This window comes from Pseudomonas sp. 65/3-MNA-CIBAN-0223, assembly GCF_040310425.1.
In the GTDB taxonomy this organism is placed as follows: domain Bacteria; phylum Pseudomonadota; class Gammaproteobacteria; order Pseudomonadales; family Pseudomonadaceae; genus Aquipseudomonas; species Aquipseudomonas gregormendelii.
Map to the genome: position 1 here is coordinate 76,866 of NZ_JBEOPV010000023.1, position 13,615 is coordinate 90,480.

Sequence of the window (13,615 nt, forward strand, 5' to 3'; positions counted from 1 at the left end):
CTCTTGGGACTGCTGTCTGGGGGCAATTACGACTTGGCGATGTCGAATTGACTGATGTAGTTGATATGCGCAGGGTGCTGAATCGCACGCGGACGTAGCGCTTGTACTTCGCTTACCGCCTCGCGGAACGGCACTGCGCATTCGATCAGCAGTTGCGCTGCAATCAATCCGGTACGGCCCGAGCCGCCCTTGCAGTGAATGGCAATATTCTTGCCTTCGGTGAGCAGTTGCTTGATCCGCTCACGATTGGCCTCCCAGGCAACCTGGAACGACTCAACAGGTGCTTGGTCGTCTTCCACGGGCAGGTGAAACCACTCGATGCCGTGCTGTTGGCATTGCTCTGGCAGATTCTCGACTTCGTTCTGGCTCAACTCTTCGGTGGGCATTAGCGTCAGCAAGGCCGAAGCACCTGCTGCCTTCAGAGTGTCCAGCGCCTCAGCGACCGACGCGTCTTTGGTGCCTGGGCAAGGCGTGAAGATCAGTTGGCCTTGCACAGCTGTCGTGGTTAGCACGGAGTACGGATGTTGGTGCACGATCAGGCGTCCTTCAGATAGAGCGTTGATTAACGCGTTTGGAGAGCTCTTCCGCCGATTCCTTACGTTCGGAATAGCGGTCGACCAGATAGTCCTGCCGCTCACGCAGCAGCAAAGTGAATTTCACCAGCTCTTCCATCACGTCCACGACACGGTCATAGAATGCGGAGGGCTTCATCCGCCCGGCTTCATCGAACTCCAGGTAGGCCTTCGGCACCGAGGACTGGTTGGGAATGGTGAACATCCGCATCCAGCGACCGAGCACACGCAGCTGGTTGACCACGTTGAAGGATTGCGAGCCACCACAGACCTGCATCACCGCCAGCGTCTTACCCTGGGTTGGGCGCACCGCGCCCATGGTCAACGGAATCCAGTCGATCTGCGCTTTGAACACCGCGCTCATCGAGCCGTGGCGCTCCGGGGAGCACCAGACCTGACCTTCTGACCAGAGCACCAGTTCGCGTAGCTCTTGGACTTTTGGATGGCTGTCCGGCACGTCATCTGGCAACGGCAGCTCAGATGGGTTGAAGATGCGTGTTTCTGCGCCGAAGTGCTGCAACAGGCGCGCAGCTTCTTCAGTTAGCAGGCGGCTGAACGAACGCTCGCGAGTCGAGCCGTAGAGCAGCAGGATGCGCGGCTTGTGGGTGGCCGACAACGTACTGCCGAGCTTATCGAGTGTCGGTAGATCGACCAGTTCGGCATCGAGGTTGGGGATCATTTCTTCAGTCATAAATTTACTCCTGAGCGAGGGCGCCCTTCGGATGATCGAACCAGCGGCGCTTGAGCCAGAGGGCTACGCCAACCAGGGAGATCAGCACCGGCACTTCCACCAGCGGGCCAATCACCGTGGCGAAGGCCACCGGTGAGGCGAGGCCGAAAGTCGCGATGGCCACGGCTATGGCCAGCTCGAAGTTGTTGCTGGCAGCGGTAAAAGCCAGTGCGGTGGTGCGTGGATAGTCAGCGTGGAGCAGCTTGCCCATCCAAAAGCTGATGAAGAACATCACCACGAAGTAGATGGTCAGCGGGATAGCGATGCGCAGCACATCCAGCGGCAGCTGCAACACCATGTCGCCCTTGAGGCTGAACATCGCGATGATGGTCAGCAGCAGCGCGGCCAAGGTCAGCGGGCTGATGCGCGGAATGAAACGTTGGCTGTACCAGGTCTCGCCTTTGCGGCTGATGAGGATCTTACGCGTAAGGAAACCAGCCAGGAATGGGATGCCGAGGTAGATCAGCACGGACTCGGCGATGTTGACAAAGTTGGTGTCAATCACGCTGGCCTGCAGGCCGAACAATGGCGGTAGCAGACCGAGGAAGATCCATGCATACACACTGAAGAACAGGATCTGGAAGATGCTGTTGAAAGCCACCAACCCGGCAACGTATTGATTGTTGCCGCCCGCGATCTGATTCCACACCAGCACCATGGCGATGCAGCGCGCCAGACCGATAAGGATCAGTCCGGTCATGTACTCCGGCTTGTCGGCGAGAAACACGATGGCCAGCACGAACATCAGCACGGGGCCAATCACCCAGTTCTGGATCAGCGACAGCGCGAGAATACGCTTGTCCTTGAACACCTCGTGAAGCTCTTCGTATTTCACCTTGGCCAGCGGCGGATACATCATCACGATCAGGCCGATGGCAATCGGGATATTGGTCGAACCCACCGACAGGCTGTTGAGCCAGGCCGGCAGTCCCTCGAACAGACCGCCCAAGCTGACACCAATCGCCATGGCGAGAAAGATCCAGACCGTCAGATAGCGATCCAAAAAAGAAAGACGGCTTTTACTCATAGTCATGTCTCCGGTGTCAGAGGGTGCCTATCAGGGCCAGCTCGGCCTTGAGTTGTTCGGCACTTAACTGCTTGAGCGGTAAAGCCAGGAAGGCTTCGATTCGGGTTCTGATCTGTTCCAGAGTGGCTTCGAAAGCCGCCTCGATTTCTTCCTGAGTCCCTTGATATTCCGATGGGTCAGCCAGCCCCCAGTGGGCCTTGGTGGCCGGCCCGAAAAATACCGGGCAGGCGTCACCGGCAGCCTTGTCGCACACCGTGATGACGAAATCAGGTGCCAGGTTCTCGTGGACTTCGCTGGACTTGCTGTAGAGCCCCGCAGTCGAGACTCCAGCCTTATTCAGCGTTTTCAGGCTCAGCGGATGCACTTCACCCTTCGGCTGGCTGCCAGCGCTGTAGGCGTGCATATCCGCTGGAGCCAAATGATTGAACATGGCCTCACAAAGAATGCTGCGGCAGCTGTTGGCGGTGCAGAGAAACAGAATCTTCATCGGGCTATCTCGTAAAGGCCGAGCGCTGCTCGGGCAGGCGTTAACTCAGCAGCAAGCGGCTAGGCGCTGAGGGCGATCACCCATCACGTCGAGGCGTTTGGCGTCGGGACTGAGCCAATGCTGGTTGGCGTCAAGAGTGGTTTTCAATACGGCGATCACCCAGTCCGGCAGACTGGGATGCAGGCGGTAATACACCCATTGACCTTGCCGACGATCCTCCAGCAAACCGCAATTGCGCAGTTGCGCCAGGTGGCGGGAAATCTTCGGCTGGCTCTCATCGAGTGCGCAGGTCAGTTCGCAAACGCACAGATCGTCCTCACGGGTGATAAGCAACATAAGGCGAATGCGGGTTTCGTCGGCCAGGCATTTGAATACGGTGGTCGGTGTCAGATGGTCAGCCATAGGAGTCTCAATGTTTGGATTTCACCAACACGAACATCTTGATGCGTTCATGGATCTCGTGAAGGGTGTGACGGAATGCGTCGTGCTTGGTGCTGGTCACCGGATCTTCAAAGTTCCAGGCCAGCACTTCTCCAACTCCTGGCAGGGCATGACACTCCAGAGACGATTTATCGCACAGCGTGATGACGTAATCGAAACGCTCTGCCGCAAACTCATCGATAGACTTGCTGTACAGCCCTTCGGTACTCACACCTTGCTGAAGCGCTCCCAAGGCGCGGGGATCGATCTCGCTGGGCAGGCTGCCTGCACTAAAGGCCTCGAAATGCTCTGAATCAGTGTGCCGCAGCAGCGCTTCAGCCAGCTGCGAGCGGGCAGCGTTAGCGACACAAACGAACAGCACGCGGGTCTTATCGGTCATTGCCAAGTATCGAAGAGGATATGGTTTAACGAATATATGATTTATCGAATATACAGTAAAGCAGAAACGCCGTTTTCTGAGCAGGAAAGCCGCTTTAAGAGCCAGTTCCTTCAAAAACCAGGGATTGAGAGCAACAGATTGCCATCGCCAAGCAAATTCAGCTGCTTTACATCTGACTAGTCATATATATGTAATTAATTTGTCATCGCAGTGGCTTTCGGCCCCTCTAGGCGATAACTGGATGGATTGTGTTGCCATGGCGTTTCGTATGGATCAACCCAATCGGCTGAAGGTACTCAATAAGCGCCCCCGATTTTCAGGTGTGCAAGTGATGCAACTGCTGTTCAGTGGGAATGTGAATGGGTGTTCAAGTCCGTGCAATTACGCAGTAGCCGTATGGGTGAACGAAAGCGCTGAGCTGACTGTTCATGTTCGGGCTCATCGACGCCAACGAGAATCAGGCTGACGGCGACCAATGCCGGTATCACCGCGCTCCATAACACCAGTGGAATGTTTTCACTGAAGGCATACATCAGGCCGATCGCTACCGCCGGCCCGAGGCGCCTACCGTATCCATGGATTGACGCAAGCCGAAGCAAGCGCCGCGGATCTCCGGTGGAGATATATCAGCGACCAGGGCATCTCGTGGAGCGCCGCGAATACCTTTGCCAATTCGATCCAGAAAGCGTGCGGTGAACACCATTTCTGCAGAGTGAGCCAATGGAAAGAGCGGCTTGGTGAGTGCCGCAAGACCATAGCCAACCAGCAGCAAGCCCTTGCGACGACCGAAGTAGTCGCTGATCGCCCCTGAAAACACTTTCACTATCAGGGCCGTCGCCTCCGCAATACCCTCGATCAGACCCAGAGTGATCATGCTGACGCCTAGAGTGCCCACCAGAAAGATAGGCAGCGGGCTATGAACCATTTCTGAAGACAAGTCCATGAACAGGCTGACGAAACCTAGCGCCCAGACCGTACGGGGAATGCTACGTGTAGCTATTGTCTCGGACATATTCCAGTTTCCTTGGCTATCGCCCGCAAGTGTATTTACTGCGTCCAGTGGTTCTGTTGCGGCGAGATCACATTGAGCTATCAGCTCAACAAGCTTATAGCGGGATACGACACTAGGTGTTTCGCGGTTATCTGTCTGTTGTTGATCGCTGTTCTCGGCACGGTCACCGGCGCTACCCATTGCGGTGATCCTTATCGTGGCATTACCGACTCACGAGACAAGCATTTACAAAGCCTGACCTATCAGCATGCGTGTGGGCTTCGCTGTTGAACGGGTCCTTGTTTCTTGGGGAGGGAATTCATGTTGAACTGCAGGCGCTATCTGGCTGGCTCTTCCTGACAGCTTCGTAATTGTATAGCCCGTTGTCAGCGACTAGACTCCCTCGCATGAAACGCTATCTGCGGTTTTGCCTCATTTTTCTGATCAGCTTGGCGCTTCCCCTGAGCGGGATGGCGGGCATTCAGTCACCGATAGAACCTTGCCCGATGAAAACGACGGGTATGACCCTGATGGGTGATATGAACCAAGACTGCTGCCTCGACATGAGCAGCTCCGCCGATCATGGCAAACCCTGCAAACCTGGCCAGGAATGCAGGAGCGCCAGTCTGCTACAAGTGTCGTTTGGGAAACCTACCACCCGTTTGTCCCGTCCGCAGATGCTAACAATCTTCAGCGACTCCCTGCCTACTCAGGCCCCGTCCGGGGTGTGGCGACCGCCTCGCGCCTGATTCCTGTACCACACTGAGCCTCATCCCGTTCTGGCGCGGGATGGCATATCTGCGCGGATGTTCAGAGACGCGCGCAGTGGATCATCACAGGAATCGTGAACATGAACTCCAAGTGCTACTGCACCGGTTGGCCCCTCGTGGCGGCCCTGGCGGCAAGCGTGCTGGCATTGCCGAGCCTTGCTGCGCCCCTGACACTCGACGAAGCCTTACGCCTTGCGGAAACCAATGCACCATCGCTGACCGCCCAAGCAGCCAAACTGCAAGCTGCCAGCAGCGCCGCCATTCCAGCCGGCGAACTACCCGACCCGAAGCTCCTGTTGGGCGTACAAAACTATCCCATCGGCGGCCCTGACCGCTGGCGCCTTGAACAGGATTTCATGACCATGCAGATGGTCGGCGTCATGCAGGAGGTGCCCAACCGTGACAAGCGCCGGGCGCGTATCGAGGTCGCTGAGGCATTCGTTGATCGAGCTGCTGCGGAAGGCCGTGTCGAGCGCCTGAACGTTCGTCAGGCCACGGCATTGGCCTGGATCAGCAGCTACTCCGTCGAGCGTAAAGAGGCGCTGTTTCAGGACTTTTACCGGGAAAACCGTCTGTTGGCTGATACCGTCCGGGCGCAGATCGCCGGTGGTCGAGCTCAGCCTGCCGATGCGGTAACGCCGAAACAGGAGGCGGCTCAGTTGGCGGAACAACAGGACGACCTGATCCGCCTGCGGGCACAGGCCAGAGCGGCTCTGCGACGTTGGATAGGTCCGGCCGCCAATGACCATCCCGTCGGCAGCTTGCCCGAGTGGCCCATCGACGCCTCGGGTTACCCGCATAAGCTGCAACATCACCCCGCACTGGCGGCGTTCGTTCCAATGACTCGCGAAGCGCAGGCCAAGGTCCGTGAAGCAGAGTCGGAAAAGCAGTCCGACTGGAGTTGGGAGCTTGATTACCAGCGGCGCAACCGTCAGTTCGGCGACATGGTGAGCGTGCAGTTCACGTTCGACCTGCCACTGTTCCCCGACTCCCGACAGAACCCGAAGATCGCCGCCAAACACGCTGAACTGAATCAGTTGGAGGCCGAGCGCGAAGCTCTCGTACGTGAACATACCCAGCAACTGGAAGACGATCTGGCCGAATACGAGCGTCTGAACCGTGCCGTGCGCCGCAGCCAGGACAGCCTGTTACCCCTGGCCAAGGAAAAGGTGGGGCTGACCATGGCCAGCTACCGAGCCGGTAAAAGCGACTTGGCGGCTGTCATCGCTGCCCGACGTGAACTCATCGAGACCCGCCTCAAACAGATCGACTTCGAAGAACAGCGAGCCCTCACCAGTGCTCGCCTGTATTTTGCTTATGGGGACGCCAATCAATGAGCTCTCGAATCTGGAAAGGGGCTGTGCTGACAGGCCTCTCGATTGCCTTGGGCGCTGCCGGTGGTTACTGGTTCGCTCAGCAGCGCATGAGTGCAATGCCTGAGACCTCCGCCGAACAGGCCCCTAAAACGCAAGACGAACGCAAAGTACTGTATTGGTACGACCCGATGTCCCCGCAGCAGAAGTTCGATAAACCAGGCAAATCGCCCTTCATGGATATGGAGTTGGTGCCCCGTTACGCTGATAGTGCGGCGGACAGTGCGGCCATCAGTATCGACCCCAGCCTGACCCAGAATCTCGGCTTGCGTCTGGCCACCGTCACTCGCGGCGTGCTTGCTTCCAGCCTGGACGTGGTCGGTGTGCTGGCATTCAACGAGCGGGATGTCGCGGTGATTCAATCGCGTACTGCTGGCTTTGTGGAGCGGGTGTATGCCCGTGCTCCAGGCGATGTGCTCAAAGCCAATGCGGCTTTGGCCGATATCCTGGTCCCGGAGTGGGTCGCTGCTCAGGAAGAGTTTCTCGCACTCAAACGCAGTGGCGATGCCGACTTGCTGGCGGCAGCACGCCAACGCTTGCGCTTGACCGGGATGCCAGCGACGCTGGTTGCTCAAGTGGAGCGAAGCGGCAAGACCCAGTCGGTCCTGACGCTTACCAGCCCCATAAGCGGTGTGCTGCAAGCGTTGAATGTACGTTCGGGTATGACCGTGGCGGCCGGCGAGACTCTGGCTCGAGTCAATGGCTTGAGCAGCGTCTGGCTGGCAGTGGCCGTTCCAGAATCGGAGACTGGATCGATCATCATGGGGCAAGCGGTCGAAGCACGTCTGCCAGCCTTTCCTGGAACAGTGCTTAAGGGCACGGTCAGTGCGATTCTGCCCGAAACCAATCCCGACAGCCGAACTGTGCGTGTGCGGGTCGAACTGCCCAACCTGGATGGGCGACTCAGGCCGGGTATGACGGCCCAGGTGCACCTGAATCGTTCGACCGAACAAAGTGTGCTGTGGGTGCCAAGCGAGGCAATCATTCGCACCGGTCGACGCGTCCTGGTGATGCTCGCCGAAGACGCCGGTCGCTACCAACCGGTAGAAGTGCAACTCGGGCAGGAAAACGAAGGCAAGACGGTGGTGTTGAGGGGGTTGGAAGAAGGCCAGCAGGTAGTCAGCTCTGGACAGTTCCTGCTCGACTCCGAGGCCAGTCTCAAGGGCATTGTTGCGAGAGTGCTGGAAATTCCACCACCTACCGCCGCTGCCTCCGCCCTGCATGAGGCCGATGGGCAGGTTGTCGAGATCAATAGCAAAGACGTGACGCTCGCCCATGGCCCCTTCAAGACGCTGGGCATGCCGGGCATGACCATGACCTTCCCATTGGCTGCCACGGCGCTCATGCAAGGGCTCAAGGCGGGCGACAAGGTTCGGGTCTCGGTGAGTCAAACCGATGATGGTTTGCGCGTTGAACGCCTGGAAAAAGCCGGGGGTCAGCCATGATCGCCGCCCTGATTCGCTGGTCAGTCGCCAACCGTTTTCTGGTACTGCTGGCCACGATCTTCGTCACGGTCTGGGGCGTTTGGTCGGTTCATAGCACGCCCATCGACGCATTGCCAGACCTTTCCGATGTTCAGGTGATTATCCGCACCCCTTATCCGGGACAAGCGCCGCAAATAGTTGAGAACCAGGTGACCTATCCGTTGGCTACCACCATGCTCTCGGTGCCGGGGGCTAAGACCGTACGCGGCTATTCTTTTTTTGGCGACAGCTTCGTGTACGTGCTGTTTGAAGACGGTACCGATTTGTATTGGGCCCGCTCGCGGGTGCTGGAGTATTTGAGTCAGGTCCAAAGCCGCCTGCCGGCTTCCGCCAAACCGTCCTTGGGGCCCGACGCCACAGGCGTGGGCTGGATCTATCAGTACGCACTGGTGGACCGCAGTGGCGGACACGACCTGGCGCAACTGCGCGCTTTGCAGGACTGGTTCCTCAAGTTCGAACTCAAAACCCTGCCGAACGTTGCAGAAGTGGCCACCGTGGGCGGCATGGTCAAGCAGTACCAGGTGCAGCTCGATCCACTCAAGCTGGCCAGCCTCGGAATCACTCAGGCTGAGGTGACCGAGGCTATCGGCAAGGCCAATCAGGAAACCGGTGGCGCCGTGCTGGAGATGGCGGAGACCGAGTTCATGGTGCGAGCTTCCGGTTATCTGAAGACACTCAATGACTTTCGTTCGATTCCGCTCAAACTCGGTGCCGGTGGGGTGCCGGTGTCCCTCGGCGACGTGGCGACTATCCAGCTGGGGCCAGAAATGCGTCGCGGCATCACGGAACTCGACGGCGAAGGCGAGACCGTCGGCGGCGTGGTGATTCTACGCAGCGGCAAGAACGCTCGCGAAACCATTGCCGCGGTCAAAGCCAAACTTGACGATCTGAAAAGCAGCCTACCGGCCGGGGTAGAAATCGTCACCACCTATGACCGCAGCAAACTGATCGATCGCGCAGTGGAAAACCTCAGCTACAAGCTGCTTGAGGAGTTCATCGTCGTCGCGTTGGTCTGTGGAGTATTCCTCTGGCATCTGCGTTCATCCCTGGTGGCCATTATCTCCTTACCGGTGGGGGTGCTGATTGCCTTCATCGTTATGCGCTACCAAGGGATCAACGCCAACATCATGTCGTTGGGAGGGATCGCTATCGCCATCGGCGCCATGGTCGACGCCGCCGTGGTAATGATCGAGAACGCCCACAAGAAGGTTGAGGCCTGGCATATGGCCCATCCAGGGGAAGAGTTGAAGGGCGAACGTCACTGGCAGGTGATAACGGAAGCGGCAGCGGAGGTGGGACCAGCGCTGTTCTTCTGCCTGCTGATCATCACCCTGTCGTTCATTCCGGTGTTCACCCTGGAGGCGCAAGAGGGTCGTCTATTTGGTCCATTGGCCTTTACCAAGACCTATGCCATGGCTGCGGCAGCCGGACTGTCGGTAACCCTGGTGCCGGTGCTGATGGGCTACTGGATTCGTGGACGGATCCCCAAAGAGGAACACAATCCGCTGAACCGCTGGTTGATCAAGATCTATCAGCCGGCCCTGGATGCGGTGTTAAGTCGGCCAAAAGTCACCCTACTGATCGCGCTATTGGTCTTTCTCAGTGCGTTGTGGCCGATCTCTCGCTTGGGTGGCGAGTTCCTCCCTGCGATGGACGAGGGCGATTTGCTCTACATGCCTTCGGCGCTGCCAGGGTTGTCGGCGCAGAAAGCGGCGCAGCTGCTGCAACAGACCGACCGCCTGATCAAGACGGTACCCGAAGTCGAACACGTTTTTGGTAAGGCTGGTCGCGCCGAAACCGCCACCGACCCGGCGCCGCTGGAGATGTTCGAGACCACTATCCAGTTCAAACCACGCGAGCAGTGGCGCCCTGGTATGACCCAGGAAAAACTGGTGGAAGAGCTGGATCGAGTGGTACGCGTCCCGGGCCTGACCAATATCTGGATACCCCCGATCCGCAACCGCATCGACATGCTCGCCACCGGGATCAAGAGTCCGATCGGAGTGAAAATTGCCGGCGCCAACTTGACGGAGATCGATGCGGCCACCCAGGCGGTCGAGCGCGTGGCCAAGGACGTGCCCGGGGTCAGTTCATCCTTGGCTGAACGGTTGACCGGTGGCCGCTACATTGATGTGGATATCGATCGCAAGGCTGCTGCCCGCTACGGGTTGAATATCGCTGATGTGCAGTCGATCGTCGCCGGTGCTATTGGTGGTGAAAACGTTGGCGAGACCATTGAAGGGCTCGCGCGCTTCCCTATCAATGTGCGTTATCCCCGAGAGTGGCGGGATTCGCTTGGCGCCCTGGAGCAACTGCCGATCTACACCCCGCTAGGGAGCCAGATCACCCTTGGCACGGTGGCGAAGGTCAAGGTCAGTGAAGGCCCACCGATGCTCAAGAGCGAAAATGCCCGACCTTCCGGCTGGGTGTACATCGACGTGCGTGGTCGGGACATTGCCTCAGTTGTTGCCGATCTACGTCGGGTTGTGGGTGAGCAGGTCAAGCTGCCGCCAGGCATGAGCCTGAGTTACTCAGGGCAGTTTGAGTTTCTTGAACGAGCCAACGCACGGCTCAAGCTGGTAGTGCCGGCCACGCTGCTGATTATTTTCGTGCTGCTGTATCTGACGTTTTCCCGATTCGACGAGGCTTTGCTGATCATGGCCACCTTGCCATTCGCCCTTACCGGTGGGGCGTGGTTCCTGTACCTGTTGGGGTTCAACCTGTCGGTGGCTACCGGCGTCGGTTTCATTGCTCTGGCGGGTGTTTCTGCCGAATTCGGCGTGATCATGCTGCTCTACTTAAAAAACGCCTGGGCCGAACGTGTAGACGTCGGTGATAACACCGAGCTTGGGTTGATCGCCGCGATTCGTGAAGGCGCGGTGCAGCGGGTTCGACCCAAGGCCATGACGGTGGCGGTCATCATTGCTGGCCTGTTACCGATCCTATTGGGTAGCGGCACCGGTAGCGAAGTGATGAGCCGCATCGCCGCGCCCATGGTCGGTGGCATGGTTACCGCGCCCTTACTATCCCTGTTTGTCATCCCGGCAGCTTACCGCTTGATGCGCCGCCGCCGCCTCGTTGTTGAATCCATACCTTCGGAAAGAAGCAGGCTATGAAGTGATTGTGTCCTCCACTGCACGCCCCATGATTGTCTGTGCAACGTCATCCAGCGGTCTGGTTTTTTGGTCGGGCAGGGGGCGACCTTTATAATCAATCGGTGATCGAACTCTATCGGAACTGCGTCAAAACAGGGGCGAATAGAGAAAACGGAAAAAATCGTACGCTAAGCGCTCCGTCTATCAGGTTGAGGTCGTAGAGGTGGACGCCATAGCGTCAGAAAATGCAGAAATAGGGTTTGGGGAGCAACGGAACAGGAAGTGCACTTAAGCTATCTGGCTCACATTAGCTCCGAGCGAGCTTGCATTCAATCATGGCCTCACGCTTTCTGCAACTGAACATCACCACCACAATCCGTCCAACAAACAGGGTTTATTGGACGATGCTCACCCGCCGCACATGAACATTACAAAATTGTAATATTCCAATCATCTCCACGTTATCTCCAGGCTGCAACGATATAAATCGGCAACTGTACGGGAGGGCAATCCGGCTTCCCGTAGCAAAACAAAAATCAAGCCGAAGAACTTTCCAGTTCTGCCGAACCTAAGGAGTGATTGATGGTTAACAACAAAAAATTCTCGATGGCTGCTTTAGCCGTGGTTGTCAGTACCGGGCCGTCCATGGTTTTTGCTGAGGAAAAGTCTGGGGGATTTATAGAAGATAGTAGCCTTACGGTGCTCAACCGAAACTTTTATTTCAATCGTGATCATCGCAACGGTCAATCAAGCCCCACGGGAAATGGCTATTCCGAAACTTGGTCGCACGCGATTATCAGTAAATTTGAATCAGGCTTTACTCAAGGTACTGTTGGCGTGGGCGTCGATGCTTTCGCGATGATCGGTCTGAAACTTGATACGGGTGATGGTCGTAATGGCGGTCGCAGTTCATTCGATGTACTGCCCGTCAATAGCGACGGCGAAGCTCGAGACGAATACACCAAAGTCGGTGGCGCGGCAAAGGTTCGTGCTTTTGACACCGTGGTGAAAGTCGGTGATGTGTTCCCCTCCAACCCGGTTGTTGCTGCTGGTGATTCGAGACTTCTGCCGGAAAGCTTCCGTGGTGTGACGGCGACCAATACCAGCATTGAAGGTTTGAAGGTTGAGGGCGGTCGTCTTCATGCGATGAGCCAGCCAGTCTCCAGTAATATGCGTGACAACTTTGCGACCTTCTATGCAGGGCCTGTTAACTCGCCTTGGGTCGGCTACTTTGGTGGCGACTATAGTCTGAACAAAAACGTCATCATCAGTCTTTACTCCAGCCGTCTCAAAGACGCTTGGAATCAATACTATGCCGGCACAGGGTTGAATTACGCACTGACGGATGAGCTTTCCGTATTCGGTGGCGTGAACTACTACAAGGCTGTCGATGAAGGCAAAAAACTGCTGGGTGAGTTTAACAACAATATCTGGAGCGGCAAAGTTGGCGTGAAGTATGGTGCGCACTCGCTTGCACTTTCTCACCAGCGAAATAATGGTAACGACGACTTCGACTATCTGCGCCAGTCGGATTCTATCTTTCTCGACAACTCAATCCAGTACAGCGACTTCAACTCGCCTAAAGAACGTTCCTGGATGGTTCGTTACGACCTCGACATGAGTTCGTATGGCGTGCCTGGTTTGTCGTTTATGACACGTTACGCTCGTGGCACTGACGCTGACTACTCCAACGCTAACGCGACGTACATGCGGCGTGATGCGGACGGGAACCCGTTGACTGACCAGAAGCGTTGGGAGCGCGACATCGAAGTAAAATACGTCGTTCAGGCAGGTTCCTTGAAAAACATGTCTTTCCGCCTGCGACAAGCTAACACTCGCGCAACCGCATTTGAGTCGGACCTGGATGAAGTTCGTGTGATTGTTGAGTATCCATTAGCTATTCTGTAATGCCTGAACGGGATGATTCGCCCTAGACGAGCATCCCGTTCCCTCTAGAAAGATTACAAAAATGTCATTTTTTAATCATCTCCCCGTTAGCTTGAGTTCCTTATAATTATCTGGAGTTAATAGCACTCTAGCTAGCGCATCTGGTTAGATTGCTACAGATAAGTAACTAGTCTGTGAAAGTCTGAAACTCATTGCTGTTCAGTTGAAGCTCCACATTCACCTTTAGAAGCTCCTTCAGCAGAGGTGAATTTTAAGACGTCCTTCGGGACGTCTTTTTTATTCGTGCGCCAGGCATGGCGCGTTGCGCGCAAGCGCAACCAGCTTGGCTGTGGTGGCCTCGCTGGTGACTTGGAGGTGA

11 protein-coding genes and 1 pseudogene are annotated in these 13,615 nt (G+C 56.8%); 5 read left to right on the forward strand and 7 right to left on the reverse strand.

From position 1 onward, the window contains the following. Window positions 1–26: 26 nt before the first annotated feature. The 7 genes and pseudogenes from AAEZ09_RS23475 to AAEZ09_RS23505 form a co-directional block, all read right to left on the reverse strand. Window positions 27–533, reverse strand: coding sequence for a cyclin-dependent kinase inhibitor 3 family protein (locus AAEZ09_RS23475; protein WP_033050344.1), 507 nt, complete (start codon window positions 531–533; stop codon window positions 27–29). 13 nt (window positions 534–546) lie between these two features. After that, window positions 547–1,263, reverse strand: coding sequence for an arsenical resistance protein ArsH (gene arsH / locus AAEZ09_RS23480; RefSeq protein ID WP_028621207.1), 717 nt, complete (start codon window positions 1,261–1,263; stop codon window positions 547–549). A 4-nt stretch (window positions 1,264–1,267) separates the two neighbouring features. Next, window positions 1,268–2,329: an ACR3 family arsenite efflux transporter gene (gene arsB, locus AAEZ09_RS23485; RefSeq protein ID WP_028621208.1), complete on the reverse strand. Its 1,062-nt coding sequence runs from the start codon at window positions 2,327–2,329 to the stop codon at window positions 1,268–1,270. 16 nt (window positions 2,330–2,345) lie between these two features. Then, complete coding sequence (locus tag AAEZ09_RS23490) at window positions 2,346–2,816, reverse strand: arsenate reductase ArsC (protein WP_028621209.1); 471 nt, start codon at window positions 2,814–2,816, stop codon at window positions 2,346–2,348. Between the two features lie 45 nt (window positions 2,817–2,861). Next, window positions 2,862–3,218 (reverse strand): metalloregulator ArsR/SmtB family transcription factor, encoded by a 357-nt coding sequence (locus AAEZ09_RS23495; protein ID WP_028621210.1) that lies wholly within the window; start codon window positions 3,216–3,218, stop codon window positions 2,862–2,864. 7 nt (window positions 3,219–3,225) lie between these two features. Continuing rightward, a complete protein-coding gene (locus tag AAEZ09_RS23500; protein ID WP_028621211.1) occupies window positions 3,226–3,636 on the reverse strand; it encodes an arsenate reductase ArsC in 411 nt (136 codons plus the stop codon). A gap of 395 nt (window positions 3,637–4,031) precedes the next feature. Continuing rightward, a pseudogene (locus tag AAEZ09_RS23505) lies at window positions 4,032–4,648 on the reverse strand (MFS transporter); the annotation flags it as partial. 386 nt (window positions 4,649–5,034) lie between these two features. Between AAEZ09_RS23505 and AAEZ09_RS23510 the strand changes: the two are divergent. The 5 genes from AAEZ09_RS23510 (at window position 5,035) to AAEZ09_RS23530 (ending at window position 13,257) form a co-directional block, all read left to right on the forward strand. Beyond that, complete coding sequence (locus AAEZ09_RS23510) at window positions 5,035–5,376, forward strand: hypothetical protein (RefSeq protein ID WP_028621212.1); 342 nt, start codon at window positions 5,035–5,037, stop codon at window positions 5,374–5,376. 101 nt (window positions 5,377–5,477) lie between these two features. Beyond that, on the forward strand, window positions 5,478–6,734 hold the full coding sequence (locus AAEZ09_RS23515) for a TolC family protein (protein ID WP_028621213.1): 1,257 nt from the start codon (window positions 5,478–5,480) through the stop codon (window positions 6,732–6,734). Then, complete coding sequence (locus AAEZ09_RS23520) at window positions 6,731–8,215, forward strand: efflux RND transporter periplasmic adaptor subunit (protein WP_350600972.1); 1,485 nt, start codon at window positions 6,731–6,733, stop codon at window positions 8,213–8,215. Before AAEZ09_RS23515 ends, AAEZ09_RS23520 begins: the two co-directional genes overlap by 4 nt. Continuing rightward, complete coding sequence (locus tag AAEZ09_RS23525) at window positions 8,212–11,370, forward strand: efflux RND transporter permease subunit (protein WP_028623763.1); 3,159 nt, start codon at window positions 8,212–8,214, stop codon at window positions 11,368–11,370. Before AAEZ09_RS23520 ends, AAEZ09_RS23525 begins: the two co-directional genes overlap by 4 nt. 561 nt (window positions 11,371–11,931) lie before the next feature. Further along, a complete protein-coding gene (locus tag AAEZ09_RS23530) occupies window positions 11,932–13,257 on the forward strand; it encodes an OprD family porin (RefSeq protein ID WP_028623764.1) in 1,326 nt (441 codons plus the stop codon). The last annotated feature ends 358 nt before the right edge of the window (window positions 13,258–13,615 follow it).